At 70.2% G+C, this 26,190-nt stretch carries 24 protein-coding genes; 16 read left to right on the top strand and 8 right to left on the bottom strand.

Annotated elements, in window-relative coordinates:
* The first annotated feature begins 1 nt into the window (after position 1).
* The 4 genes from boxB (at position 2) to ACWEOE_RS05835 (ending at position 4,508) form a co-directional block, all read left to right on the top strand.
* A complete protein-coding gene (gene boxB / locus ACWEOE_RS05850) occupies positions 2–1,423 on the top strand; it encodes a benzoyl-CoA 2,3-epoxidase subunit BoxB (protein WP_452004457.1) in 1,422 nt (473 codons plus the stop codon).
* Positions 1,424–1,433: 10 nt separating this feature from the next.
* Positions 1,434–2,996 carry a benzoate-CoA ligase family protein gene (locus tag ACWEOE_RS05845; RefSeq protein ID WP_452004454.1) on the top strand — a complete coding sequence of 521 codons (1,563 nt, stop codon included), beginning with the start codon at positions 1,434–1,436 and terminating at the stop codon, positions 2,994–2,996.
* Between the two features lie 13 nt (positions 2,997–3,009).
* Complete coding sequence (locus ACWEOE_RS05840) at positions 3,010–3,864, top strand: amidohydrolase family protein (protein WP_452004453.1); 855 nt, start codon at positions 3,010–3,012, stop codon at positions 3,862–3,864.
* 164 nt (positions 3,865–4,028) lie between these two features.
* Entirely contained in the window at positions 4,029–4,508 is a 480-nt protein-coding gene (locus ACWEOE_RS05835) for an RNA polymerase sigma factor (protein WP_452004451.1), read from the top strand.
* Between the two features lie 9 nt (positions 4,509–4,517).
* On the opposite strand, the gene ACWEOE_RS05830 is transcribed toward ACWEOE_RS05835, so the two are convergent.
* Together ACWEOE_RS05830 and ACWEOE_RS05825 are read right to left on the bottom strand one after the other, a co-directional pair.
* Positions 4,518–4,898 (bottom strand): VOC family protein, encoded by a 381-nt coding sequence (locus tag ACWEOE_RS05830; RefSeq protein WP_452004449.1) that lies wholly within the window; start codon positions 4,896–4,898, stop codon positions 4,518–4,520.
* A 47-nt stretch (positions 4,899–4,945) separates the two neighbouring features.
* Positions 4,946–5,398 carry a MarR family winged helix-turn-helix transcriptional regulator gene (locus ACWEOE_RS05825; RefSeq protein ID WP_452004446.1) on the bottom strand — a complete coding sequence of 151 codons (453 nt, stop codon included), beginning with the start codon at positions 5,396–5,398 and terminating at the stop codon, positions 4,946–4,948.
* A 94-nt stretch (positions 5,399–5,492) separates the two neighbouring features.
* On the opposite strand from ACWEOE_RS05825, the gene ACWEOE_RS05820 reads away from it, so the two are divergent.
* The 4 genes from ACWEOE_RS05820 (at position 5,493) to ACWEOE_RS05805 (ending at position 8,779) form a co-directional block, all read left to right on the top strand.
* A complete protein-coding gene (locus ACWEOE_RS05820) occupies positions 5,493–6,518 on the top strand; it encodes a ring-cleaving dioxygenase (protein ID WP_452004443.1) in 1,026 nt (341 codons plus the stop codon).
* Positions 6,515–7,120 (top strand): alpha/beta hydrolase, encoded by a 606-nt coding sequence (locus tag ACWEOE_RS05815; protein WP_452004441.1) that lies wholly within the window; start codon positions 6,515–6,517, stop codon positions 7,118–7,120. Before ACWEOE_RS05820 ends, ACWEOE_RS05815 begins: the two co-directional genes overlap by 4 nt.
* A 10-nt stretch (positions 7,121–7,130) precedes the next feature.
* On the top strand, positions 7,131–8,264 hold the full coding sequence (locus ACWEOE_RS05810; RefSeq protein ID WP_452004438.1) for a dipeptidase: 1,134 nt from the start codon (positions 7,131–7,133) through the stop codon (positions 8,262–8,264).
* A 188-nt stretch (positions 8,265–8,452) separates the two neighbouring features.
* Complete coding sequence (locus tag ACWEOE_RS05805) at positions 8,453–8,779, top strand: LapA family protein (RefSeq protein ID WP_452004435.1); 327 nt, start codon at positions 8,453–8,455, stop codon at positions 8,777–8,779.
* Between the two features lie 76 nt (positions 8,780–8,855).
* On the opposite strand, the gene ACWEOE_RS05800 is transcribed toward ACWEOE_RS05805, so the two are convergent.
* Positions 8,856–9,704 carry a maleylpyruvate isomerase family mycothiol-dependent enzyme gene (locus tag ACWEOE_RS05800; protein WP_452004432.1) on the bottom strand — a complete coding sequence of 283 codons (849 nt, stop codon included), beginning with the start codon at positions 9,702–9,704 and terminating at the stop codon, positions 8,856–8,858.
* A gap of 65 nt (positions 9,705–9,769) precedes the next feature.
* Between ACWEOE_RS05800 and ACWEOE_RS05795 the strand changes: the two genes are divergently transcribed.
* The 8 genes from ACWEOE_RS05795 to ACWEOE_RS05760 all read left to right on the top strand — a co-directional run bounded on the left by ACWEOE_RS05795 (position 9,770) and on the right by ACWEOE_RS05760 (position 21,765).
* Positions 9,770–10,561 (top strand): Abi-alpha family protein, encoded by a 792-nt coding sequence (locus ACWEOE_RS05795; protein ID WP_452004431.1) that lies wholly within the window; start codon positions 9,770–9,772, stop codon positions 10,559–10,561.
* Position 10,562: 1 nt separating this feature from the next.
* The gene (locus ACWEOE_RS05790; RefSeq protein WP_452004429.1) at positions 10,563–11,807 is read left to right on the top strand and encodes a DUF445 domain-containing protein; all 1,245 of its coding nucleotides are present in this window, start codon (positions 10,563–10,565) and stop codon (positions 11,805–11,807) included.
* Positions 11,808–11,848: 41 nt separating this feature from the next.
* Complete coding sequence (locus ACWEOE_RS05785; RefSeq protein WP_452004426.1) at positions 11,849–14,971, top strand: patatin-like protein; 3,123 nt, start codon at positions 11,849–11,851, stop codon at positions 14,969–14,971.
* A gap of 260 nt (positions 14,972–15,231) precedes the next feature.
* On the top strand, positions 15,232–15,735 hold the full coding sequence (gene ectA, locus ACWEOE_RS05780; RefSeq protein ID WP_452004600.1) for a diaminobutyrate acetyltransferase: 504 nt from the start codon (positions 15,232–15,234) through the stop codon (positions 15,733–15,735).
* Positions 15,736–15,773: 38 nt separating this feature from the next.
* Positions 15,774–17,024: a diaminobutyrate--2-oxoglutarate transaminase gene (gene ectB, locus ACWEOE_RS05775; RefSeq protein WP_452004423.1), complete on the top strand. Its 1,251-nt coding sequence runs from the start codon at positions 15,774–15,776 to the stop codon at positions 17,022–17,024.
* A gap of 28 nt (positions 17,025–17,052) precedes the next feature.
* Positions 17,053–17,448, top strand: a complete 396-nt coding sequence (locus ACWEOE_RS05770; protein ID WP_452004421.1) for an ectoine synthase — start codon at positions 17,053–17,055, stop codon at positions 17,446–17,448.
* 65 nt (positions 17,449–17,513) lie between these two features.
* Positions 17,514–18,416, top strand: a complete 903-nt coding sequence (thpD, locus tag ACWEOE_RS05765; RefSeq protein WP_452004419.1) for an ectoine hydroxylase — start codon at positions 17,514–17,516, stop codon at positions 18,414–18,416.
* 601 nt (positions 18,417–19,017) lie between these two features.
* A complete protein-coding gene (locus ACWEOE_RS05760) occupies positions 19,018–21,765 on the top strand; it encodes a BTAD domain-containing putative transcriptional regulator (RefSeq protein WP_452004416.1) in 2,748 nt (915 codons plus the stop codon).
* Positions 21,766–22,438: 673 nt separating this feature from the next.
* On the opposite strand, the gene ACWEOE_RS05755 is transcribed toward ACWEOE_RS05760, so the two are convergent.
* The 5 genes from ACWEOE_RS05755 to ACWEOE_RS05735 form a co-directional block, all read right to left on the bottom strand.
* Positions 22,439–23,080, bottom strand: a complete 642-nt coding sequence (locus tag ACWEOE_RS05755; protein ID WP_452004414.1) for a hypothetical protein — start codon at positions 23,078–23,080, stop codon at positions 22,439–22,441.
* Between the two features lie 448 nt (positions 23,081–23,528).
* A complete protein-coding gene (locus ACWEOE_RS05750) occupies positions 23,529–24,413 on the bottom strand; it encodes a hypothetical protein (protein ID WP_326566627.1) in 885 nt (294 codons plus the stop codon).
* On the bottom strand, positions 24,410–24,886 hold the full coding sequence (locus ACWEOE_RS05745) for a DUF6932 family protein (protein WP_452004411.1): 477 nt from the start codon (positions 24,884–24,886) through the stop codon (positions 24,410–24,412). Before ACWEOE_RS05745 ends, ACWEOE_RS05750 begins: the two co-directional genes overlap by 4 nt.
* 93 nt (positions 24,887–24,979) lie before the next feature.
* Entirely contained in the window at positions 24,980–25,417 is a 438-nt protein-coding gene (locus ACWEOE_RS05740; RefSeq protein ID WP_452004409.1) for a LapA family protein, read from the bottom strand.
* A gap of 6 nt (positions 25,418–25,423) precedes the next feature.
* Positions 25,424–26,161, bottom strand: coding sequence for an OmpA family protein (locus ACWEOE_RS05735; RefSeq protein WP_452004406.1), 738 nt, complete (start codon positions 26,159–26,161; stop codon positions 25,424–25,426).
* Positions 26,162–26,190 lie beyond the last annotated feature (29 nt).

The raw sequence follows: 26,190 nt of genomic DNA, 5'->3' as shown, positions 1-26,190 counted from the left end.
GATGCCCGAGCGGATCGACTACGACGCCAAGATCCCCAACAACGTCAACCTCGCCGACGACCGGCGGTTGCAGCGGGCGCTGGAGGGCTGGCAGCCGAAGTTCATGAACTGGTGGGGCGAGATGGGCCCCACCCTGCAGACGCACGGCGTCTACCTGCGCACGGCGGTGAGCGTCGGGCGGGAGGGCTGGGCGCACTTCGACCACGTGAACGTGCCGGACTACCGGTGGGGCATCTTCCTCGCCGAGCGCGACCCCGACCGGCGCATCGCGTTCGGGGAGCACAAGGGCGAGTCCGTGTGGCAGCAGGTGCCCGGTGAGTACCGCGCCGACCTGCAGCGGCTGATCGTGATCCAGGGCGACACGGAACCGGCGTCGGTCGAGCAGCAGCGGCTGCTGGGCCTCACCGCGCCGAGCCTGTACGACCTGCGCAACCTCTTCCAGGTCAACGTCGAAGAGGGCCGGCACCTCTGGGCGATGGTCTACTTGCTGCACGCGTACTTCGGCCGGGAAGGCCGTGACGAGGCGGAAGGCTTGCTGCTGCGCAACTCCGGCAGCCCCGACGCGCCGCGCATCCTGGGCGCGTTCAACGAGGAGACGGCCGACTGGCTGGCCTTCTACATGTTCACCTACTTCACCGACCGCGACGGGAAGTACCAGCTCGGCACGTTGAAGGAATCGTCCTTCGACCCGCTGTCGCGCACGTGCGAGTTCATGCTGAAGGAGGAAGCACACCACATGTTCGTCGGCACCACGGGTGTCGACCGCGTGGTGCAGCGCTCGGCGGACCTGGTGCGTGAGCACGACACGCTCGACATCGCGTCGCACGGCGGGATCCCGCTCGACATCATCCAGCGCTACCTGAACTTCCACTACACGGTGTCACTCGACCTGTTCGGCAACGAGACTTCGACCAACGCCGCGAACTACTACACCGCGGGCCTCAAGGGCCGCTGGCAGGAGACGCGCCGCAAGGACGACCACAAGCTCACCGACGACAGCCGCGACGTCGAGAAGCCCAACGGCGACGGCACGTGGACCACCGACGAGCTGCAGGCCATCCTGCTGCTGAACCTGGACCTGCGCGGGGAGTACACGGCCGACTGCCAGACCGGCGTGAACCGCTGGAACAAGATCCTCGCGGACGCGGAGATCGACTTCCGCTTCAAGCTTCCGCACCCTGGTTTCAACCGCGAGGTCGGCATAAACTCCGGCCACCACATCACTCCCGACGGCAACATCGTCGACGAGGCCGTGTGGGAGGCGAACCGGCACCGCTGGTTGCCGACGGCCGAGGACCTGACGTTCGTCCGCTCGCTCATGCACCCGGTGTACGAGCGCGGGAAGATCGCCAGCTGGGTGGCGCCGCCGCGGCAGGGCATCAACGGCAAACCGTTCGACTACGAGTACGTGCACCTCACCTAGAGGGGGCCCCATGGGCGGGTTCAACGCTGCCGAATACCTGTTGTCCCAAGGGCGGCCCGGCGCACCCGCCGTGGTTTCCGCGCGACGGACCCTGAGCTACGCCGAGCTCGCCGACGAGGCCCACCGGGTCGCGTCGGGCCTGCGGTCCCTGGGCGTGCGCCCGGAAGAGCGCGTGATGTTCTGCATGGTCGACGACGTCGAGCTGCTCACGGGCATCCTCGGCACGATGCTGGCCGGCGCCGTCGCGGTGCCCGTGTCCACGATGGTCACGGGCCTCGAGCTGGGCAAGGTCCTGGCCGACTCGCGGGCGCGGGTGCTGTGCGTGTCCGGGGAGTTCGCCGCGCAGGCGGTGGCTGCGCTGGCGGTCGCGCCGGAGGTCACGGACGTGCTGCTCGACCGCGCGGACGCGGCGGAGTTCCCCGCTTCCGTGGCCACGCACGCGTGGGCCGAAGTGACCACTGTGGACGACATCGACCTCGAACCCGCTCGTACGTGGGAGGATTCGCCCGCGTTGTGGCTGTACACGTCGGGGACGACGGGGCAGCCCAAGGGGGCGATGCACCGGCACGCGAGCATCCGCGCGGTGTGTTCGACGTACGCGCACGAAATCCTGGGGACAACCGCCGCGGATCGGTTCCTGTCCGTGCCGAAGCTGTTTTTCGCCTACGGGCTGGGCAATTCGGCCTTCTTCCCGCTCGCCGCCGGTGGCACGACACTGCTGGAACCCGCTCGGCCGACGCCCGCGTTGTTCGCCGCGCGCGCCCGCGCCGACAAACCGACGTTGTTCTTCGGCGTGCCGACGTTCTACGCCGGCGTGCTGGCCAGCGACGTGCCGGACGACTCGTTCGCCTCGGTGCGCTACGCCGTCTCGGCCGGGGAACCGTTGCCCGCCTCGATCTTCAAGCGGTTCCGCGAGCGGTTCGGCGTGGAGATCCTCGACGGGATCGGGTCCACGGAAGCGTTGCACATCTTCCTGTCCAACCGCCCGGGCGCGATCCGGCCGGGCAGCACCGGGACCGCCGTGCCGGGCTACGCGGTGGAGATCCGCGACGAGGACGGCGGGCTGATCTCGGCTTCGGGCCAGCCCGGCGAGCTCTTCGTGTCGGGCCCGTCGACGGCGATGGGTTACTGGGCGCGCTACGAAACGACGAAACGCGTGTTCCAGGGCGAATGGTTGCGCACGGGCGACAGCTACGTCCGCAACGACGACGGCACCCTGACCTGCCTCGGCCGCTTCGGCGACATGCTGAAGGCGGGCGGGATCTGGGTGTCACCGTCCGAAGTGGAGGAACGGCTGCTGCAGCACCCCTCCGTCGCCGAGGTGGCGGTGGTGGCCGCACCGGACGCCGACGGGCTCGACAAACCGGTGGCGTGCGTCGTGGCCGCGCCCGGGTTCGCCGTGGACCCGGACGAGCTGATCGAGTTCTGCCGGGCCGGGCTCGCCGCGTTCAAGCGTCCGCGCGGTGTGGTGGAGCTGCCGGAGCTGCCCAAGACGGCAACGGGAAAGATCCGCCGCAACGTGATTCGCGACCGCGTGCGCGAGTCGCTGCTGGTCGTTCCGGCCAAACCGTGATCGACTGCAGCGCATGATCGACGGTCGCTTCGTGGTCGACGCCCACGTCCACACCCCTCGGCTGCCCACCCTCAAACAATCCTGGCTCGACTGGGCCCGCGACTTCGCGGGCAAGTACCCGTGGCGCACGGTGTACGACGAGGCCGGTGCGGTCATCCCCGCCGCGATGGACGAGCTGATGGACCGCGAGGGCGTCGACCGCGTGCTGTTGTTCTGCGAGTACAGCCCACGGGCCACCGGCATCCAGCCGATCGAGGACAACCTGCCGCTGGCGTCTTTCAACCCGACGCGGTTTCGCCTGGTCGCCAACGTGAACCCGCACCTGCACCACCCTCTGCGCGACGAGGTCTCCCGGCAACTGGACCTGGGCGCCGTCGCCCTGAAACTCCACCCCGTCCACGGCGGCTTTTCCCCCGCGGACAAGGAGCTCTACCCGGTCTACGAGCTGTGCGCCTCCCGCGGCGTGCCGGTCATCCTGCACTCGGGCTGGTCGGTGTTCCCGGGCTCGCGCGCCTCCTTCGGCGACCCGGCGCTGCTGTCCGACGTGGTGGAGGACTTCCCGGCCGTGAACTTCGTCTTCGCCCACGGCGGCCGCGGCTGGTGGTACGACATCGCGGCCTTCATGGCCCAGTCGCGCCCCAACGTGTGGCTCGACCTCGCCGGCCTGCCCCCGAAGAAACTCCCGGAGTACTACGCCCGCTTCGACCTCCCGCGGCTCGCGCGCAAGTGGATCTTCGGCACGGATTGGCCGGGCGTCCCGGGGACCGCGGAGAACGTCCGCGCGCTGGCCGAGCTGGGGCTGCCGGAGGAGACGCTGGGGGACGTCCTGGCGGGGAACGCGGTGAAGCTGATGCCGGGGTTGAAGTAGGGCTTCTGTTTTCGGCGCTCGACCTCGTGGTTTCCCCGCCTGTGCACCACGGTGACCTGCGGATACATCCTTTCGCCCGATACGGCGGTCGTGACCGTTGACGGGGATCCGAGAGCGCTGCGCACGTCGTCTACGTCTGCGATTGCGGACGAAGGGACGTGGCCGTGGACATCCGACGCCTGTCAGACCTCGCGACCCGCGTGGTCGCCGCCGACGCGGGCCTGCGCGGCGACGCGGAGGACGCCTGCCAAGCGGCGTGGGCCGAGTTCCTCACCCGGCCGACCGGCGTTCGCGACCCCACCCGCCTCGGCGCCTGGCTGGCGACCGTCGCCCGCCGCCACGCCATCCGCACCGTTGCGCGGCGCGCGCGGGACGCCTCGCTCGACCTCGCGCCGCTGGCCCCCGAGTCCCCGGAGGCGGCCGCCGTGGGCAGCGACGTGGCCGCCGCCCTGTGGCGCACCGTCGAGACACTGCCCGACCGCCACCGCCGGCTGGTGTGGCTGCTGGCCCACCGGCCGGAGATGTCGGTGCAGGAAGTGGCGGATGAGCTGGGGATTTCCCCGAACAGCCTGAGCAAGCTGCGGAGCCGGAGTCTCGCGGTGCTGCGGTACCGGTTGACGGCGCAGGGGTACACGTACCCGTGAGCCGACCCCTCAATCCAACACCTCATGCAGGCACAACACATTCCCCTCCGAATCCGAGAACCAAGCCGCCCGCTCGTGGCCCACCTGGGCGACGTGGTCGACGGTCTTCAGGCCCTCCACGTCGACGTCCTGGAACGCCACCCCGTGCCGCTCCAGCACCGTCATCTCCGCCGGCAGGTCGACGACCTCGAAGCTCAGCGCGGTGTTGGGGCTTTGGGCCCCCGGGGGCATCAGGCGCAGGCCGATGGTGCCGGCGCCCGCGGCGAAGTACTGGGTGCCGTCTTCGCCGGTGGCCAGGGGTGAGAGGCCGAGGGAGTCGGCGTAGAAGCGGGCGGCGCGGGTGGCGTCGGAGACCGGGAGCATGGTGGTGATGGTCGAGTCGGTAAGCATGGGAGAAGCATGCGCCGACCAGGTAAAACGTCGAAAGTCCCCGTTTTTCAGCCGTTCGCGGACCTCAATGTGCGCATGGCGTTGGCCAGGGCGGCGGCGTCGTCGCCGAGGGGCGTCAGCACGATGCGGCGCAGGATTTCGGCGCAGGCCGAGCGGGCCTTCAGGGCGACGTCGAGGCCGTGTTCGGTCAGGGACGCGAAGGTGACGCGCCGGTCGTCCGGGCTGGGGATGCGGCAGATGAGGTCGGCGGCCACGAGCCGGTCCGCGACCTTGGTGAAACCGCCGCTGGACAGCGCCGCCTCGGTGGCCAGGCGGGTCATCGGCATGCGGTGGTCGGGCGAACGCACGAGCCTGAGCAGGATGTCGAACGACGCGGGTGCCAAGCCGAAGCGGTCGGCGATCTCGCCCATCAGCTTGTCCTGCGTCGCCAGGTAGCCCTCGATCACGAGGCCCCACCAGGTGACGATCTCGTCGTCGTCCGTGCACGGATCAGGTGTCACGGCGCACACCGTACCGCACAGTCTCACCGGAATATATCTTGCGCGCGAGAGGTATTGAGAGTTAGCGTGTACCACCGGCACCCGAGGAGACCTGATGTCCATCAAAACGAGCGGGCTGCACCACGTCACCGCCATCGGCGGAAACCCGCAGCGCAACGTCGACTTCTACCTCCGGACGCTGGGGCTGCGGCTGGTGAAGACCACCGTCAACTTCGACGACCCGGGCACCTACCACCTCTACTACGGCGACCAGTCCGGCAAACCGGGCTCGCTCATCACCTTCTTCCCGTGGGCCGACGCGCCCGCCGGCCGGCTCGGCACCGGGCAGGCGACCACCACGTCGTTCTCGGTGCCGGAGACCTCGCTGGGCTGGTGGCAGCAGCACCTCAAGGCCCAGGGCGTGGAGACGAGCCAGATCCGCAACGCCGACAACGAGGAAACGCTCACCTTCCGCGACCCCGACGGTCTCCAGCTCGCCCTCGTCGCCCACCCGCAGGGCGACCCGCGCGACCCGTGGGACACCCGGCTCGTGCCGGCCGAGAACGCCATTCGCGGCCTGCACTCCGTCACGCTCTCGGTGTCCGAAGAGGACGCCACCGCGGACATGTTCACCAACGGCCTCGGCCTTTCCTTCCACAGTGAAGACGGCAACCGGTTCCGCTTCGAAGCGGGTGAAGGCGGACCCGGCGCGCTCGTCGACGTGCTCGTGACGCCGGACGCCCCGCGTGGCCTCGTCGCCACCGGCACCGTGCACCACGTGGCCTGGCGCGCGCCCGACGAGCCGACGCAGGCGGCGTGGCGCGAAGAGCTGGTGGACAAGGGTGTGCACGTCACGTCCATTTTGGACCGCCAGTACTTCCGCTCGATCTACTTCCGCGAGCCCGGCGGCACCCTGCTCGAAGTCGCGACGGACGCGCCCGGCTTCACCTACGACGAGCCGCTGCTGGAGCTCGGTCGCGCGCTGAAGCTGCCGCCGTGGCTCGAACCGCGCCGCGACGAGATCGAGCACATGCTGCCGAAACTGAACCTCCCGAGCGAGAACAACCCCAGCGACAACAACCCCAGCCACAACAACCCCAGCCACCACGACCCCAGCCATAACAACCCGGAGCAGGCATGACCGCGTTCGAGCACAAGTACGCCGAAGGCGACGCCGGCAAACCCGTGCTGCTCCTGCTCCACGGCACCGGCGGCGGCCCCGACGACCTGCTCGGCCTGGCCCGCGAGCTGAGCCCCGGCTCAGCCACGCTCGCTCCGGCCGGCCAGGTCTCGGAGTTCGGCGCCGCCCGCTGGTTCCGCCGGCTCGCCGAGGGCGTCTTCGACCACGAGGACGTCGTCCGACGCGCAGGCGAGCTCGCCGATTTCGTCGTCGAGAAAAGCAAGGAATACGGCCTGACCGACCGCCGCCTGGTGGCCGTCGGCTTCTCCAACGGCGCCAACATCGCCGCGGCGCTCACGCTGCTGCGCCCGGACGTCCTCAAGGAAGCCGCGCTGTTCTCCGGCATGTCACCGGTCCCGCAACCGCCCGAGGGCGACCTTTCGGGTACCCGCGTCTTCCTCTCCAACGGCGAGCTCGACCCGATGGCCCCGCTCGCCTCGACCGAGGAGTACATCCGTTTCCTCAGGGAGCGCAACGCCGACGTGACCATCCACCGCCAGCCCGGCGGCCACCAGATCACGCTCGACGGCGTCCGCGCGGCCAGGGAGTGGCTCGCTCGCTAGGGTCGATCCCATGACTTCCGGGGCCCTCGAGCGCGCGACGAACCTGCTGAGCACCACGATCCTGTCCGACGGGCACAACGACCTGCCGTGGGAGCTGCGGGCCCACGGTGGACCCGACCCGGTGGCCGCGGCCGCCTCGCTCGACCTCACCGTGCGCCAGCCGAAGCTGCACACCGATTTTCCCAAGCTGGCGCAGGGAAAGCTCGGCATGCAGTTCTGGTCGGTCTACGTACCGTGCCAGCTCGCCGGCGACAGCGCGGTCACGGCGGTCCTCGAACAGATCGAGCTCGTGCACCAGCTCGCCCAGCGCTACCCCGAGCACCTGCGGCTGGTCACCACGGCTGACGAAGCCGAGGCCGCGTTCGCCGACGGCAGGATCGCGTCGCTGCTCGGCGCCGAAGGCGGGCACAGCATCAACGAGTCGCTGGGCGTACTGCGGATCCTGCGCCGGCTCGGTGTGCGGTACATGACGCTCACGCACAACTTCAACACCCCGTGGGCCGACTCCGGCACCGACGAACCCGCCCACGGCGGCCTCACCGACTTCGGCCGCGAGGTCGTGCGCACCATGAACGAGATCGGCATGATGGTCGACCTCTCGCACGTCGCGCCCAGCACGATGCGCGCCGCGCTGGACGTCAGCAGCGTGCCGGTGATCTTCAGCCACTCGTCCTGCCTCGCCGTGAACGACCACCCGCGCAACATCCCCGACGACGTCCTCGCGCGGCTGTCCGGCAACGGCGGCGTCGCCATGATCACGTTCGTGCCCGCCTTCATCTCCCCGGCCGTCTCCGCGTGGGACGACGGGCTCAAGGAGGCGATGGCCGCCGCGGGCGAGGAGTTCCTCAACCTCGGGCAGCGCAAGCGTTTCGCCGAGACGTGGGACGGGCCACCGAAGCCGAAGGCGACCGTGGCCGACGTCGTGGCGCACGTCGAGCACGCGCGTGAGGTCGCGGGCATCGACCACATCGGCCTCGGCGGCGACTACGACGGCGTCGGCGCGCTGCCCGAAGGCCTCGATGACGTGTCGACGTACCCCGTGCTGTTCGCGGCGCTGATGGACCGCAGCTGGAGCGACGAGGACTGCGCGAAGCTCGCCGGCCGCAACACGCTGCGGGTGCTGCGTGACGTGGACAAGCACTGACGTGGACAAGCACTGACGTGGTCGGGCACTGACGTGGTCGAGCACTGAAACACCGGTACTCACCCGTTAGGGTTTCAGAACCGGCGCTCCCCCGAACGCGGGCGGACAATCAGGGCATGTCCCACGCGCGAAGTGACCACACATCCGGGGCCGCGAACCCCGGGACCCCCGAGGTGCCGGGTGTCGGAGTGCCCGGGACCGATCCGATCACGACCGAACCCACCGCGACCACGCCCAGCACCCCCGCGAAGAAGCGGCCCACCCGGGTCAGCGGGGCCTGGATCTCGGCGATCGTGGCGATCGTGCTGCTGGCGTTCCTGCTGGTGTTCATCCTGCAGAACCTCAACAGCGTCACGGTGAACTTCCTCGGCATGTCGGGAAGCCTCCCGATCGGGATCGCGATGCTGCTGGCGGCGCTCGGCGGCATGATCGTGATCGCCCTGGTCGGCGGGGCCAGGATCCTGCAGCTGAAGAAGGCGGGCCGCCGTGCCCGCAAGCAGGTGCCGCCGGCCTGAGCGCCGTCGCCGCCGGTTCGACATTGCGCGAGGACACGTGTGCCCGAACCCTCTCCGCAAACGCTTGCGGTGAGGGTCACGCGATCACGGAGACCATTTCGAACATCGTCGCGCAAACGCTTTCGTCGCCCTTCACAACCACGCGATCCTCGACGTCGGTGGGCTTCACGGCGCGCGTGCACAGCCGCCAGAACGTGTCGGCGTCCGTGGTCACCGACGCCAGCGGGCTGCGCGAGGTCGGCGCGCCGCGGTCGATCGTCCAGCCCGCCGCCGAGGCGCGAGCGGTCCACTGGCCCCCGCTCGCTCCCGTCACGGTGTAGCCGACCTGGCGACCACTGCGGGCCTCGACCGAGCGCAAGGCGTAGGGCAGCGCGCGCATGAACGTGTCGACCACCGGTGCCCGCAACTCCGCGTCGTCGAGCAGCGGCGCGCCCACGGCCTCGCGGATCTGCTGCTGGTGCACCCACAGCTCCGTGTACTCGCGCGCCACGTCGAGCCACCGCGGCGCCGGGTCCGGGCCCGCCCACGTGACCGGCTCGCCGAGTTCGTCGAGGTCGTGGCGCTTGAACATGTCGGTGAGCTGCGCCGTGCTGTCCACGAGCAGCGCGAACAGCACCTCGGGTGACAGCCGGCGGCACGCGCGCACCCACTCGTAGTTGATCCGGTGCAGGAACGCCGGAAACGGCTCGTCTTCACCCGGCGCGTGAGCCTGGTAGCCGTCGCGGTCACGCGAGAGCCGGCCCAGCTTGTCGCCCAGGATGTGGGCGGCCACGTCGTGCACGGTCCAGCCGGGGCACGCGGTCGGCGCGGCCCACTGGCCGGCGTCGAGGTCCGTGAGCACGCCGACCAGGGCTTGTTCCTCGCGGGCGAACAGCGGCAGGACGTCGATCGGCGGTCCCCAGGGCGTCGCGGTCATGCGCGCCATCCAACACCACGCCAAGTTGCCTACCCGCAGGTAGCATCAGCGCGGAACACGAGGGGAGCACGCCTGTGGACAGTCGGCGACCGAACGGCCGGGGCTCGGCCGACGACGTGGCCAACGTGGCCCGTCGCGCCGGGCAGCTGGCGGGCTGGGCCGCGCGCACCGGGTTCGGGCTCACGCGCAAGCTGCCCGGCCTCGACCAGGCCGAACGCGGCTTCCGGCAGGTCGAGCGCAGCCTGCTGAGCGAGCTGCGCCGCCGGCTCGACGAGGTCGACGACCCCTACCACGCGGCGCTCACCCAGGCGTCGGCGATGAACCGCGGTGACCGCGATGGCCGCGTGGTCGAGGCCGCCGTGGCGCTCGTGCCCGCCCGCGACCACGAAGAGCCGCTGCGCGCCGCGATGGCCGAGCTGCTCAACCACTCCATCGGCTTCGGCCGCGACCGCGCCCGCGAGTACCTGTACGCGATCATCCTGCGCCAGCTCACGCCCGACGAGGCGCGCATCCTCGCCGCACTGTCCGACGGTTCGCCCTTCCCCGCCGTCGACGTCGCCGAACGGACGAACCTCGGCGGGGCGGGCCGGATCGTGCTGCGCAACGCCTCGACCGTCGGCAAGGCGGCCGGGGTGTCGCTGCCCGACCAGGTGCCCGGTTACCTCACCCGGCTGATCGGGCTGGGGCTCGTCGATCTCGATGAAGAGGTGCCGGCGCTGGAGACGCAGTACGAGATCCTGCTGACCGACGAGACCGTGCGCGAGGTGGAAAAGCAGGTGAAACGGGTCAAGGTGATCCGCCGGACCGTGCACATCTCCCGGCTCGGCGCTCAGTTCTGGCAGGCCTGCGACCCGAGCCTGGGCTAGCGTGGACGAGTTCCTCACGGGCCTGTTCGACGACTTCGCCCGCCACTGGCCGCTGTACGTGTCGATCCCGGTCGTCGCGGCACTCATCGGCTACGGCACGAAGCTCGTGGCGATCCGCATGATGTTCCAGCCCGTGGAGTTCCTCGGCATCAAGCCGTTCCTCGGCTGGCAGGGCATCGTGCCCAAACGCGCGGCACGGATGGCGAGCATCGCGTGCGACACGATGACCGAGCAGCTGATCAAGCCGGCCGAGATCGTCGCTCGCCTCGACGCCGACCGCATCGCCCAGGAGATCGCGAAACCGCTCGAGGCGGCCGTCGAGGACATCGTGCGCGAGGTCGCCGGCCACTACCGGCCCGGTCTGTGGGAATCGCTGCCGGTGGGCGTGCAGCGGCTGGTGATCCAGCGCGTGCAGACCGAGTCGCCGCACATGGTCAAGGCCGTGCTGGAGCTCATCAAGTCCGATGTGGACAGTGTGTTCGACCTCAAGGGCATGGTCGTCACGAGCCTGGTGAAGGACAAGCGCCTGCTCAACCGGATCTTCCAGGAGGCGGGTGAGCAGGAGTTCAAGTTCATCGCGCGCTCGGGCCTGGCGTTCGGCGGGCTCATCGGCGTGATCCAGATGATCGCGTGGGTGCTGTTCAAGTTCCCGCCGATCATGCCGATCTTCGGCCTGTTCACGGGTTGGTTCACCGACTGGCTCGCCCTGCGGATGATCTTCTACCCGCTGGAGCCGAAGCGGTACTTCGGCGTGCGGTGGCAGGGCCTGTTCCTCAAGCGGCGCGCGGAGGTGGCCGAGGCGTACGGCGCGCTGATCGCCAAGGAGATCATCACGCCGCACAACGTGATCCAGGCGATCCTGCAAGGTCCGCTGTCCGACCGGGTGCTGGCGTTGATCCAGCGTCAGCTCGACGTGGAGATCGGCCGCGCGGCCAACGTCGCGAAGCCGCTGCTCGTGTTCGCCATCGGCAGCCGCCGCTACCAGGACGTGAAGTTCGCGATCTCCGAGCAGATCATGGCGCGCCTGCCCGAGACGATGCGCTACATCGAGGACTACGCCACCGACGCGATGGACATCCGCAACGTGCTCGTCACCAAGATGAAGCAGCTTTCGCCCGAAGAGTTCGAGCAGCTGCTGCGCCCAGCGTTCCAGCAGGACGAGTGGATCCTCATCGCGACGGGCGCAGTACTCGGATTTTTGGTAGGAGAGGGCCAAGTTCTGCTGCTGGAGCACCTCGCCTCCTGATCACTCCTCTACGGTGGCGTCGAGGGATCGAGGGGTGGGGTATGGGCGAGGCAGGGACACCGTGGCCGCAGGAGATCCGGCTCGCGATGACGATGGTCGGGAGCGCAAGCCTGTCCGTGTGGATGAGCGGGGTGGCGACGGAGACTTCCGCGCTGCTGAAGGCGTCGCGCTCGCCCGGTGACGGCGGTGGTTACCGGAAGCTGATCGATCTGCTGCGCACGACCGTCCAGCTCGACGTCGTGACCGGCACGAGCGCGGGCGGTCTCGGCGCCGCGGGACTCGCGCTGGCCGAGGCGTTCAAGTCCTCGCCCGCCCCGCTGCGCGAAGCGCTGCTCACCACGTGCTCGCTGTCGGACCTGATCCGCGACCCGAACGAGGAGCAGCCGCGCTCGCTGCTCGACGGCGACAAGTTCCTCGCCGACTACGAGGGAGCTCTGCGCGCCATCGTCGCCGGTGGCACCCCGCCCGCCCGACCGCCCGATGTCACGCTCCTGCTGCCGGGCACGATGATCGATGGCGAGACGCTGCGTTACGACGACGCGCTCGGGAACCTGGTGCGCGACATCGAGTACCGCATGCTCTTCCGCTTCACCGGTCCACTGTGGAACGGCGGCGTCACCGCGCCGCTGGCCCTGGCGGCGCGCTCGACCGCGTCGTTCCCCGGCGCGTTCGAGCTTTCCCGCATGCCGATCGGCACGGCGGCCACCGACCGCTTGCACCCCGACATGACCGCCTACACCGGGCTCACCCGGTCGCACTGGCTCACCGACGGCGGCGTGCTCGTGAACAAACCGCTGCGACCGGCGCTGAAGGAGATCTACAACCGCTCGTCGACGTCGGACGTGCGGCGGTTGCTGCTGTACGTGGTGCCGACGGTGGAGGCCGAAGCCGTGGCGGTGACCGTCGACCCGGCGAACCCGCCGTTGCTCGGCGCCGCCCTGGCCAAGGTCGTCTCGACGGTGATCAACCAGACGATCAGCACCGACCTGGAGGAGCTGACCGCGCACAACGACGCGGTCGTCGCCACGCGGAACACGCGCGTTTCCCTTGCCGCGCTGGGGCTTCGCGGCGGCGAGCTGGTGGACGACCGGGTGCTGGCGGCCTACCTCGACCGCCGCGTGGCCGAGGACGCGGCCGAGCTGGTCCGCGCCGCCACGCGCTACTACTCGCTGTCCACCACGGACACCCCGCAGCCCGGCTGGGGGACCGGCTTCTCCCCGGAGCTGCGCGTGGTGGCCGCCGTGGGGCTCAAGAACGGAATGCCGGCCAAGGCTCCGGGCAGCGGCTGGCGGCCCGAGGACGTGGCGGCGTTTCGCACCACGGCGCTCGACGACTCCGTCGCCACGTGCCTGCAGCTCGTGGACGCCGCGTTCCACCTCTGGCCGGACGCGCAGCAGGCGGATCGGCTCAACGACGTCCGGCAGCGGCTGCACAAGGCCCGGCTGCACGCTGCCCGCGGCACCAGCCTGCTGCCGTGGGTGGCGTGGCACGAGCCGCCGGCCAAGGGGACCTCGCTGGCCGACTGGATCGGGCAGCTGGCGCAGGAGTGGGCACGACTGGGCAAGTCGGACGCGCTGAAGGAGGCGTGGCCGCTGGTCATCTCGGCGTTGCAGGACGCCGCGCCGGTGCTCTGGCAGCTGGTGACCGGGTCGTTGTCGAAGGCGGCCGTGTTCCAGCACCGCGGGCAGGGGCCGGCGCCGCAGGTCGGCGGGGTCAAGCTCGAGCAGGACGTCGCCACCGTGGTCGCCGGCGCGGTCGACACGGTGACGACGCTGCTGCACTGGTTCGGGCTGGGCGAAGCCGGCGCGGAACCCGCCGGAGCTGCCGGGGCCACGGTGATGTCTCGGCTGCTCATGCTGCACGTGGCGACGCGGGGCTTGCTGGCGCAGGCGCCGTCGGTGGACCAGCGCGTGGACCTCGTGCAGGTCAGCGCGGACTCGCGGACGCTGCTGGACCTCGGCCGCCCGCGCGGCTGGGACAAGCTCACCGGGCTGCAGGCCGACTCCTTCGGCGCGTTCTACAAGGCGTCGTGGCGGGCGAACGACTGGATGTGGGGCCGGGTCGATGCCGTGGGCTGGCTCGTGCAGTGCCTGCTCGACCCGAAGCGGCTGCGGGTGCTGCGCGGCATCATCGGCGCGGAGGCGTTCCGCACCGAGGTGCGCGAAGTGTTCAAGTCGGTGGGCTGGCAGCTGCCGAGCGTCGAGGACAACGTGCCGGCCGCCGACGTCGACGCCCTGATCGCGCAGGTCGGTGAGGAGCTGTCGTTCCTCGGCCTCGACGCGCACCTGGGTGACGTGGAGTTCGCCGACGTCCTGCCGACGAGCTTGCCGGTGACGTCGATGGTGCTGGCTCGCGCCCGGCAGCTGGAGATCGCGCGGGAGGAGCTGCCGGTCGTCGCCGAGCACGCCACCGCCGACGCGCGCGAAGGCAACGGCAAACCGTCCGAGACCTTCCGCAAGGTGCTGGCCGCGCCGATCCCGGACGATTCTTCGGTGCAGCGCGCGTTCCAGGCGTGCCAGGTCTCCGCCGAACGCTTCGAGGACGAACGCGGCACGACGTTGTTCACCAAGACCTTGGTGAAGGCCGGTGCCGCGGGCCTCAACGCGGCCACGAGCGCCACTCGGGTGCCGACGTCGCTGCAACCCGCGGCGAAGCTCGCGCAGGTGATCGGGCGCAGCGCCTGGTGGGTCACGCAGGGCGCCACGAAGCTCGGCCGCCCGTGGAACCTCGTCGCCGCCGCAGTGACCGCGGTCGCCGGCCTGGTGCTCGGCGGCAACGGCGGCGAGGTCCTGCAGTGGGTCGGCCCGCCGGTGGCCGCGGGGGCGGTCGTGTTCCTCGCGGTGAGCCTGTTGACGCTGCAACGCACGTGGCGCATGGTGCTCATGCTGCTGGGTGTGCTGGGGGTCGCGGGGCTGGCGTTCGCCGCGTTCCTGCCACCGCTCGCGCAGCCGTTCTTCGGCTGGCTCGACACCGTGGTCACCGGCTGGCAGCGCGGCCGGGCGCCGGTGGTGTGGCTGCTCGTGGTGCTGCTGCTCGTGCTGCCGGCGGTGTGGACGCCGATCGCCACGTTGCGCCGCCGCCGCGGCCGGCGGACGGGCCACGGCATGTCCATCCAGGGCAGGGCCACCCAGGTCAAGGCCACCGGGGTCACCCGCCGCAGCTGAGCGATCACGCCCGAGACGCGCCGTCTGAACTGCTGCGACGTTCGTCCGTCTTGCGTCACGCCGCGTGAAGCGTCATGGTCGGGAGAGGACAGGCCGCCCGCCACGGCGAGCGGTCCAGGCCCACGTCTTGCCCCGCACCGCGGTGGATCAAACGTGTTTGTGGGGCTCCTCACCGGGGTAACCGCGTCGCCGCAGGTGAGCGGGGTGCACGTGGTGTGCGTCGCTGGCGGGGCGAAAATTCTCTGTTACGTTTCCTGAGTATGTCCGGAAAGCACTTGATCGAAACCCCGACCAAGGCCGATGGCGCCGCCCTCTGGCGAATCGCACGCGATTCTCAGAAGCTTGATCTCAACACTCCGTACGCGTACCTGCTGTGGTGCCGCGATTTCGCGGAGAGTTCGGTGGTCGCCCGAGTCGACGGCGAGGCGGTGGGTTTCGTGATCGCCTACCGGAGGCCGTCCGAGCCCGACGTCGCGCTCGTGTGGCAGGTCGCGGTCGACGCTTCGCAGCGCGGGAAAGGCCTGGCCGGGCAGCTGCTCGACGCCTTGTACGCCCGCTTGGTCGACGACGGGGTGCGTTTTCTCGAAACCACGGTCACCCCTGACAACGAGGCTTCGATCCGGCTCTTCGCGTCGTTCGCGAAGCGCTGGAACGCCGCGATGGACAGCAGCCGGCTGTTCGAAGCCGAAGATTTCCCGGAAGACGGCGAAGGTGGGCACCTGCCCGAAGACCTTTACCGCATCGGGCCGTTGATCCGTCAATAAGCCGTCAATTTCGGGGCGAGTAGGAGCAAAGAAACGTCATGAGCATCTTCGAAGAGCTCGAATCGGAAGTCCGCAGTTACAGCAGGGGGTGGCCGGTCGTCTTCGACCGCGCGCAGGGCAGCTGGCTGTACGACGAGGACGGCAAGGCCTACCTCGATTTCTTCGCGGGTGCCGGCGCGCTGAACTACGGGCACAACAACCCCAAGCTCAAGGCCGCGCTGATCGACTACATCCAGCGCGACGGCGTGACCCACGCGCTCGACATGTTCACCGTGGCCAAGCGCGAGTTCCTGGAGACCTTCAAGGAGAAGATCCTCGCGCCGCGCGAGCTCGACTACAAGATCGTGTTCCCCGGACCCGGTGGCGCCAACGCGGTGGAAGCCGCGCTCAAGCTCGCGCGCAAGGTGACCGGCAAGGAGTCGGTCATCAACTTCACCAACGCGTTCCACGGCATGACGCTGGGCGCGCTGTCGGTCACCGGCAACTCGATGAAGCGCGGCGGCGCCGGCGTGCCGCTCGTGCACGCCACGCCGATGCCGTACGACCGCTACTTCGACGGCACGATCCCCGACTTCCTCTACTTCGAGAAGCTGCTCGAAGACTCCGGCAGCGGCCTGAACGAGCCCGCCGCCGTGATCGTGGAGGGCGTGCAGGGCGAAGGCGGCATCAACGCCGCGCGCCTGGCCTGGCTCAAGGGTCTCTCCGACCTGTGCGAGAGCCACGGCATCCTGCTGATCCTCGACGACGTGCAGATGGGCTGCGGGCGCACCGGCCCGTTCTTCAGCTTCGAGGACGCGGGCATCAAGCCCGACATCGTCTGCCTGTCGAAGTCCATCGGCGGCTACGGCCTCCCGATGGCACTCACGCTCATCAAGCCCGAGCTCGACGTGTGGGAGCCGGGTGAGCACAACGGCACGTTCCGCGGCATCAGCCCCGCGTTCGTCACCGCCACCGAGGCCATCAAGACCTACTGGAGCGACGACGAGCTCGAGAAGTCGACCAAGGCCAAGGGCGAGCGCATCGCGGCCGCGTTCAAGGACATCGTCGAGGCCTACCCGGATGCCAACCTGCTGGCCAAGGGCCGCGGTCTCGCCCGCGGCATCGAGTTCACAGGAGGCGAGCTGGCCGGCGCCGTCTGCAAGGAAGCCTTCGAGCGCGGCCTGCTGATGGAGACCTCCGGGCCCGACGGCGAGGTCATGAAGCTGCTGCCGCCGCTGACGCTGACCGACGACGAGCTGACCCAGGGCCTGTCGATCATCAACGACTCGATCGCGGCCGTTCTCAAGTAACCATTTCCCCGAGGTAAAGGAGCGACCTTTGCTGGTCCGCACACTCGACGAGATCACCGACACCGACGCCGACATCAAGACGCCCAACTGGCGCAGCAAGCGCATCATGCTGGCCAAGGACGGCCTGGGCTTCTCGGTGCACGAGACCACGCTGTACGCGGGCACGGTGAACGATTTCTGGTACGCCAACCACATCGAGGCCGTGTTCATCACCTCCGGCGAGGGCGAGGTGGAGAACAAGGCGACCGGAGAGGTCTTCCCGCTGGCGCCCGGCACCATCTACGTGCTCAACGACGCCGACAAGCACCAGGTGCGGCCCCGGACCGAGATCAAGTGCGTGTGCGTGTTCAACCCGCCGGTGACCGGCCGCGAGGTGCACGACGAGAACGGCGTGTACCCGCTCATCGTCGAAGAGACCGCCTGAGCCTTCCCGACCACTGCCGCACCACCACGGCCGAAACGAATGCGAGAACCAGGAGGAGAGCGACTGTGACGCTGACGGACACCCGGGTCGAGGACGCGTACCCGACCCGGATCACCGGCACGCCGGAGCAACTTCCGCGCGTGCACCCCACGGTGTGGGGTACCGAGGCAGACGGCCCGATCGACGCCGCGACCCTGGCCAACCACGAGGCCAAGGGCTACACCGTCGACGAAGGCCTGCTCTCGCCCGGTGAGGTCCAGACGTACTGGCAGGAGCTCGTGCGGCTGTCCTCCGACCGGGATCTGCGGGCCGACGAGCGGGTGATCACCGAGTCGCGAACCGGTGAGGTGCGGTCGATCTTCGACGTGCACGTGATCTCGGAGCTGATCGCGGAGCTCGTGCGCGATCCGCGGGTGCTCGACCGGGCGCGGCAGATGCTGGGCTCCGAGGTCTACGTGCACCAGAGCCGGGTGAACTACATGCCCGGGTTCAAGGGCACGGGGTTCTACTGGCACTCGGACTTCGAGACCTGGCACGCCGAGGACGGCATGCCGGCGCCGCGTGCCGTCAGCTGCTCGATCGCGCTCACGGACAACTACCCGTACAACGGCGGGCTCATGGTCATGCCGGGCTCGCACCGCACGTTCGTGCAGTGCGCGGGCGAGACGCCGGACGACAACTACAAGAGCTCGCTCAAGGACCAGCGCGTCGGTGTCCCGGCCGAGGACGACATCACGAAGATGGCGGCCGAGTACGGGATCGACCAGTTCACCGGCGCGGCCGGCACGGCGCTGTGGTTCGACTCCAATGTCATGCACGGGTCGTCGAACAACATCACCCCGTACCCGCGCTCGAACATCTTCCTGGTGTTCAACAGCGTCGAGAACGCGCTGGGGGAACCGTTCGCCGCCAGCAGCCCCCGGCCGTCGTTCATCGCCGGCCGCGACGCCACCCCGGTGCGACGGTGACGACCGTTACCGATCCCGCCAAAAGCAGGCCGACCCGCACGCGGTACGCAACTGTTGCCGCGAAGCCAGTCGGCCGTGGCTGCGGTCGGATTGGTGACGATCGGCACAGTACTACCGCGCGGCGGTGGGTCGCCCGTAGCCGTGGATGTGCGCCCTGTTACTTTGTCGCCACTCCGCACGGGGCCTTCGGGTCCGGGGCGGAGGCGCTGTTCGAGGCAGTTCGGGTTCCAAGCTCGGGGTGAGCCCACCCGCCCGCCCCGGACGGCATCGAGGTCGGGTGGACCGCGCCCCCTGGCGGCCCAGTCGACGTCACCGAGTCCGGCCCCGCACCATCAGATCGGGACTGATGGTGCGGAGCCGGACTCGTTTTCGTTTGGGGGCTGGATCCGTTCGCCCGCCGCCGCGCCGGTTACGACATTCGGGCGATGCTCCCTGCTCGGGCGGGAAAACCAGATGCACAGCCGGTGAAACAGCGACTGACCTCAGGGTGTCGGGCGTGTGGAGTTCACGAAAGAGTTGTGCCTGTCCGCTCTCGGCCACGGTAGGTTTGTGCCTCTTGGCGGGGGAGACGCCGGAGCAACCCGGGGAGGTGCGCGCGAGCATGGGCCACAATGCGGGCGCGCACGTGCAGCTGCTCGGCCCGGTCACGCTGCTCGACGGTGCACGTGCAGTCTCCATCGGTGGTCCCGGGGTCAAGGGGCTGCTCGCGCTGCTGGCGTTGAAGGTCGGCAAGGTCGTGCCGCTCGAGGAGATCATCGACGCCCTGTGGGGCCACGACCCGCCGGCGACCGCGCGCACGATCGTGCAAGGCAACGTGTCGCACCTGCGCCGCGTGCTGCGCGACATCGGCGGGTATCCCGTCGCGGAGATCCTCACCAGCCCGCCCGGGTACCAGCTGGCCGTGGATCCTTCGCGCATCGACGTGCACCACGCCCGCGCCCTGCTGGACCGCGCTGTGCTGGAGCCGCCCGAGCGCGCGTCGGCGTTGCTGGGTGAGGCGTTGGCGCTGTGGCGGGGACCCGCGCTGGCCGGTGTGCCCGACTCGGTGCGCGCGCCGGAGCTCGACGACCTGCGCCTGGCGATCCACGGCGCGCGCGTGGACGCCGACCTCGAACTGGGCCGGCACAACAAGCTCATCGTGGAGCTCAGCCCGCTCGTGCGCGCCGACCCGCTGGCCGAGCGCACGGCCGGGCAGCTCATGCGCGCGCTGTACCACGCCGGGCGCCGCGGCGACGCGCTCGAGCTCTACCGCACGGTCTCGCGTGCGACGCTGCGCACGCTCGGCGTGGAGCCCGGCGGCGACCTGCGGTGGCTGCACGAGCGCGTGCTCAACGATGATCTGGACCTTTCCGTCCCCGAGGTGTCGGCGCTCGGGAAAGCGCCTTCACAGCTGCCGGCCGCGGTGCCGTCGCTCGCCGGCCGCGACGCGGAGGTGGCGTGGCTCGACGGCTTGGCCGAGGGCACGGTGGCGGTGGTGTCCGGGACGGCGGGCGTCGGCAAGAGCGCGCTGGTGGTGTGGTGGGCGCACCGGGCCGCCGCGCGGTTCCCGGACGGGGTGCTGTTCGCGTCCCTGCACGGTTTTGACCCACGCCACCCGCCGATCGAGCCCGGCGAGCTGCTCACGCAGTTCCTGCTCGGCCTCGGCGTGGCAACGGGTGAGGTGCCGGATCAGCTGCACGAACGCTTGGCGCTGTACCGCTCGCTCATCGCGGGCCGGCGCCTGCTGGTGCTCCTCGACGACGCGCGCTCGGCCGAGCAGGTGCGGCCCCTGCTGCCGCCCGGTTCGCGGTCGATGACCGTGGTCACGAGCCGTTCGAAGCTCGAAGGCTTGGCGGTGTCCAACGCGGCCCGCTTGCGTGTGCTCGGCACGCTGGCCCCCGACGACGCGGTGCGCGTGATCGAGGAGCTGGCCGGGCACGCGGACGTCGACCTGAACCACGCCCTGGCCCGGCTGTGCGGCTACCTGCCGCTGGCCCTGCGCATCGCCGGTGCACGGTTGTCGTCGAGTCCACAGTGGACCGCTCAGGACCTCGTGGACGAGCTCGGCAACGAACGCACCCGCCTCGCCGCCCTGGAGGTCGACGGCGCCGGCGACGACGGCGTGCGCGCCGCGTTCGACGTGTCGTTCCGGGGCCTGCCCTCCGACCTGGCCCGGCTCCTGCTGCAACTCGGGACGCTCCCGGTGCGCCGCGTCGGCCCCCACCTCGCGGCGGCCGTCGCGGCGATCCCCGTCGAACGCGCGCGCCGCGCCCTGCGCACCCTCGCCGCCCACAACCTGCTCACCGAAACCGCCCGCGACGCCTTCGCACCCCACGACCTGGTGCGGCTGTACCTGCGGGAGCTCGCGGAGTCCGAACTGGACAGTGGCGCCGTGCTGCTGCGCGCCGTGCACTTCTACCAGGCCGCCTCCGATACGGCGCGCCGCCACACGCTGCGTGTCGTCGACCCGATCGACCTGAGGGATTTGGTGCCCCCCGAGGCCCTGCCGCACCTGCGCACCTTCGACGAGGCCCAGGACTGGTTCGAGGCCGAGTGGTCCAACCTCCTGGCCGTCCTGGACGCCGCCCACGCCGCGGCCTGGTACGGCGACGTCTGGCGCCTCGCCAGGGCGGCGCACACGTACCGGGTGGTGTGCCCGCTGCTGGACGAGTGGACCCGCCTGGTCGACCTGGGCCTCGCAGCCGCCGAGGCCTCCGGCGAGATCCTCGGCCAGTGCTGGATGCTCATCTCGCGCTGCGCCATCGCCCTGACGTTCGAGCTGCCCGACGCCTGCCCCGCCGACGCCGAACGCGCCCTGGACCTGGCCGTGCGTCTGGGCGACAAACGCTCCACCACGGTCGCCAACATCCACCTCGGCAGCACCCTGTCGCTGCTCGAACGCCACGACGAGGCCATCTCGCGCCTGCTGGAGGCGGTCGCCGAAACGGAACGCACCGGCGACCTCGAACTGCGCGGCCAGGCCCTCAACAACTGCGCCGAGACCGAAAAACGCGCCGGCCGCTTCGACGACGCGCTGGCCCACGAGATCGCCTCGCTGGCCATCGACCGGGAGCTCGGGAACGACAGCTATGCCGTCGTGTCGCTGAACAACCTCGCCGACCTCTCCCAGCGCCTGGGCGATCCGGCCATGGCCACGCGCTACGCCTGGGAGGGCATCGACCTGGCCCAGGCCCGCGGCTTCACCCTGCACGAGGCGATCCTGCGCGTGACCCTGGCGCGGATCCTGCGCGCGTCCCCTTTGACGGCGGGTTTGGCGCGGGAGCAGTACGCGTTGGCGGTGGTGCTGTACGGGCGGGTGAATCCGGGGCAGGTGCCGGTGGTTGAGGCTGAGGCTGCGGAGCTGGCCTGAACCTTGTCGGCTGGCTTGGGCGTGTCCCCGCGGACGGCTGGTCTGGAAAGTCGAGGCGGAGACAGCGGATCTGGACTGAACCGGCGGTGGCTTGCGCGTGTCCGGTTGGGTGCGGCTGGCTGGTCCTTCTGCCAGGCGGCTGGATTGTGGCTGGGTCAGCCTGCCCGGCCTGCCTGTTTGCAGCACCTCGCGGACTGCACTCGGTGGAGTTGTCCACAGCATGCCCGAGTTGTGGACAAGCCGGCTCCGGAGACCGCTTCTCGCCGGGATTGTCGGTGGTGGCCGATAGAATGGACATGGGCGCGCCCTGCCTTGGGAGGGCGGGGGCTGTCTGTGGTTGCGGTGGGGGTGAAGATCGCCCCGCAAGAAGTTTCTTGCACAGCGTTCACCCGTGTTTGCGCAGGTCAGCGATACCCTGGCCGGGCATCCTTAGTGGGTTCTTAGCGTCCGGGTGTGTGGGCCGCGTAGGGTCGTAGGCGGTGTCGGGGGAGCCCTAGGGGAGGGGCAGGCTGTGAACCCGGCACCGCGGGTCCGCCCTCGTGTGCGGCGGGTCCGGAAGAGCCGCCAGGAGCGGCTCGGTGGCGGTTGGCCGGCCGACTTGGGGGTAGGCCGGCCGGCCGCCAGGCCCCGCCCCGTCAAGCCAGGTCCGGCCCCGCACCAGCAGAGCCCAACCTCACTCCACGTTCGCCGTACACAGCGCAATGGTCGACCCACTGCTGCTCGCCACCTGTTGCCCGTCCACGAGGATCGCGCAGGAGATCTGGTTCACGACGCTCGCGTTGGCCGTGTCGGCGGTCAGGGACAGGATCGGGGTGCCGCCCGAGAAGGAGCCGTGGCCGTGCCAGTCGTCGGTGCTGGCGGGGGCCGATTCGGTGCGCTGGTCGTTGAGGGTGCCGTAGCGGACGGTGGCGCCGCCGGCCGAGGTGACCACGAAGTCGACGTGGTGTTCGTCCCCCGGGGTCGGCGGGATGTGGAGATCGCCGGCACTGCTGGTGGCCAGCACGCCCGGGAACAGCACCACCGTGGCCGACAGCAGCGCCGCCACGACCGCGACGATCATCGCCGCCACCGCGATGCCCCGCCCGCCCGCCTTGCCCCTCACCGAGCGCACGGTGCCGACGATCCCCAGCACCAGCGCCACGCCGGCCAGCGGCCAAGCCAGGTACCCGTAATCCGGTACGAAGACGGCGCCGACGGCTACCAGGCCCAGCACCAGGCCGGCGATCCCGAGCACGTTCGGCCCCGGCTTCGGCGGGGTCCGGTTCGGCGGCGCGGGCAGCACGCCGCCGGGCGCGCGGGGGTCCGGCGGGATCACGCGCCACGAGCCGGAGTCCGCTGTTCCGCCGCGCTGTGCGGAAGCCGCGGATTCGGCTCGCCACGCGCCGGAATCCGTAGCCCGGCGATCACCGGAAACCGGAAAACTGCCGGTCTGGACCGGCGCGGAAGTGCGCTGTGAGCTGCTGCCCGGTGGCGCGGAAGGCCGTCCGGAAGTGCGCCCGTGGCGCGCGGGGGCAGGCTGGTGCCGCGGGTCGGGGGAGGTCATGCGTGGGGGCCTTCCGGGTCGAAGTGCGACGACGTTAACCCAAGTCGACCTGTGAAAGGCGAAATCGTTACATAGCAGAAAACGTCATCTATTCACCGCACCCGCCCGGCACCGGTCAATTACCATCCCGCGAACCAGCGCGTGACCTCACGATTCGGTCAGAAGGCCGACGCGCGTCCGCATTATCGGCGAAACGGATAACCGAACCGCACTCGGAAATTCAGTGGTCGAACAAGCTCACTTCGGGCGTGATCTCGAGCAGCTCGTGCACGGGCCGGCCGCGGCGGCCGTCGATCGTGGTGGTCCTGACCACGCGCAGGCGCGCGGTCACGGGGCGATCGAGGTTCTCCTTGATCTGATCGAGCAGATCCTCGGCCACCGCGCCCTGGATCGTGCCACCCGATTCGCGTTCGAGGTAGAAGATCCGCCGCCGCGTGCGCACACCGTCGAGGCGGCCGCTCACGGTCTCGTAGCCCACGGCCTCCCGCGACTCGCGCAGGCTGTCGCGCAGGATCCGGGCCTGCTCGGTCGTCACGCTGCGCGTCACGTATTCGCCCGCGGTCGGCGTGAGCGCCATGCCGATGCCGGCGTGCTTGCTCACCGCGTTGACGATGTCGCTCACGGCGTTGCGCACGGTGTCGCGCTGCAGCAGCACGGCGTCGAGCGCGCCGTCGTCCGAACCGTTGGCCGGCAGGAAGTCGCAGAGCTCCTTCACGGCCCGCTCGGACAGCGTCTCGATGCCGTCGTGGATCAGGGCGTCGTCCAGCGCCGGCTCGGGGAAGCCGAAGAAGATCGCGTTGCCCGCCTGGCCCTTCTGGATCAGCGGCGCCTTGTCGCGGTCGGCCTGCTGGACGAACGTGACCTCGTTCGACGGGTTGCGGATGATGTGCCCGATCTTCGCCGTCGCGTCCTGCAGCGCACGGCTGATGTCGGAGAACGTGTACGCGTCGATGTGCGTCTCGCCGATCACCGACACGTGCAGCAGGGGCGAGCGCGACGTGCGCTCGAACTTCGCGTTGGCCGCCATCGCCGACGCGCGCGCGAGGTCGTCGAGCCAGGTGCCGCCGGGGATCTCGTCGGCGATGCGCCGGAACTCGTTCCTCACCAGACCATCTCCGGGAACCCCTTGCCGCCCTCGGCCCACACGGTCTCCCACACGTCCTCGTCACCGGGACGGCACAGGAACCCGTCGAGCATCCCGCCCACCGGCTGCACCTGCTCGAGGTACATCGCGGGCTGCCCGACGATCACCCCGCGCAGCGTGAGCAGGCCGTACAACGCCGTTCGCCCGCCGTCGTCGAGCCGCTTGAGCGCGCCCCACTCGTCGGGCAGTAGCACCACGTCCAGACCTCGCGGCGGGTGGGCCGTGCGCGTGACGAACGCGCCGCCGATCCACGCCCGCCCCGACGAGATCACCCGGCGGGCCACGCCGAGGTAGCTGTTGAGCGCGCTGAACAGGATCTCGCGATCGTTCTGGTGCGGGGCGTCGAACACCAGCCGCTCGTAGACGTCGGCGAGATCGGCCTGGTGGCGGCCCGGCGGCAGCAGGTTCTGCGGCGTCCAGTGCGGGAGCGCCATCGGACCTCCTGACCTCGCGAACCTCGACGAGAGGCTCACGGCTCCCGCTCGCACCGGTGCTCACAGTGCGTAGCCGAACTTACCAGGTGGGTGTCAGCCACCTCGCCCAGGTCGTCGCGGCGCCGACTCGTGGGGCTCGTCGTCGTGCGGCCACTGGTCCACGGGGTCGGCCGGCGCCTCCTCGGCGGCGGGCCAGTTCAGGTCACCCGAGAGGTGCGCTTCGGGGTCGGGGAGCCGCCCGATCCGGCGACCCGAGCGCTCGTCCGGGGCGTATGGCTCGTCCGGGTCCACCTGGGGGTAGTCGTTGTAGACCCGTTCGGGTTGCTCGTTGTAGTCGTAGGCCGTCACCGGGATGTACTGCGTGCGCTCGGCGTCACTCGGCTCGGGAGCGGCCTCGACCGGTGCCGCGGCGGCCGCCGGCTCCTCGGCCCGCTTCGGCCGCCCCACCCGCATGACCAGCCACATCACCAACGCCCCCAGCAGGAACGCGACGAGCAGCCACAGCCAGATCTGCCCGAAGAGCCAGAGCATCCGCCATCACCTCTCTTCGACCGTGATCTCGACGCGCCGGTCCCCGCCCTCACCCGGCGCGGCGGTTCCGGTGCCCCGCACGAGCAACCGGTTCGCCGGCACCCCGCCGGCGGTCAGCAGCCGCTGCACCGCCCGCGCCCGGCTCTGCGAAAGCCGGATCGCCGACGCGCGCCCGCCCGGCCCCTCACCGACGTGCCCGGTGATCCGGTAGCGCAGGTCGTCAGGCGCGTCCTTCAACAGCTTCGCGACGGCCCGCGCCGCCTGGGTGCCCTCCGGCGTGAGCTGCGCGCTGTTCGGCTTGAACGTGATGGGCGAGTCGGCGAGCTGAGCGTCGAGCTCCTCCTGCACACCCGCGCGGTCCGTCGGCGGCGCCGACGACGTGGTGCTCGGCGGCGCGCTCGACGTGCTCGGCGGCGTGGTCGTCGACGGCGGCGTGGGCGTCACCGTCGGCGGCGTGGCCGCGGCCCCGCCCGACACCTGCGCGGACTCGACGCCCTCCACGCCCTGCACGATCCCCAGCGCGCGTCCGGCCTGCTCCGCCGGGAATCCCGACAACGTCGCCTGCCGGCCCGAAAACGACACGTCGCCGTCCCGGATGCCGGCCGCGGCGAGCGCGGAGCGTGATCGTCCGGCGAGGTCACCCTCGATCCCGTCGGCGCGCACCCAGACGGTGACGCCGGCGAGCACGGCCGTGACCAGCACCGCGACGGGGATCAGGCGCAGCCAAGCGCGAGCACCGGACATAAAGGGACCATATGCCGGTCACGGCCCGT

It is taken from the genome of Amycolatopsis sp. NPDC004368 (genome assembly GCF_053602515.1).
The sequence above is the reverse complement of the archived record's forward strand: the minus strand, read 5'-3'. Positions and strand labels throughout refer to the sequence as shown.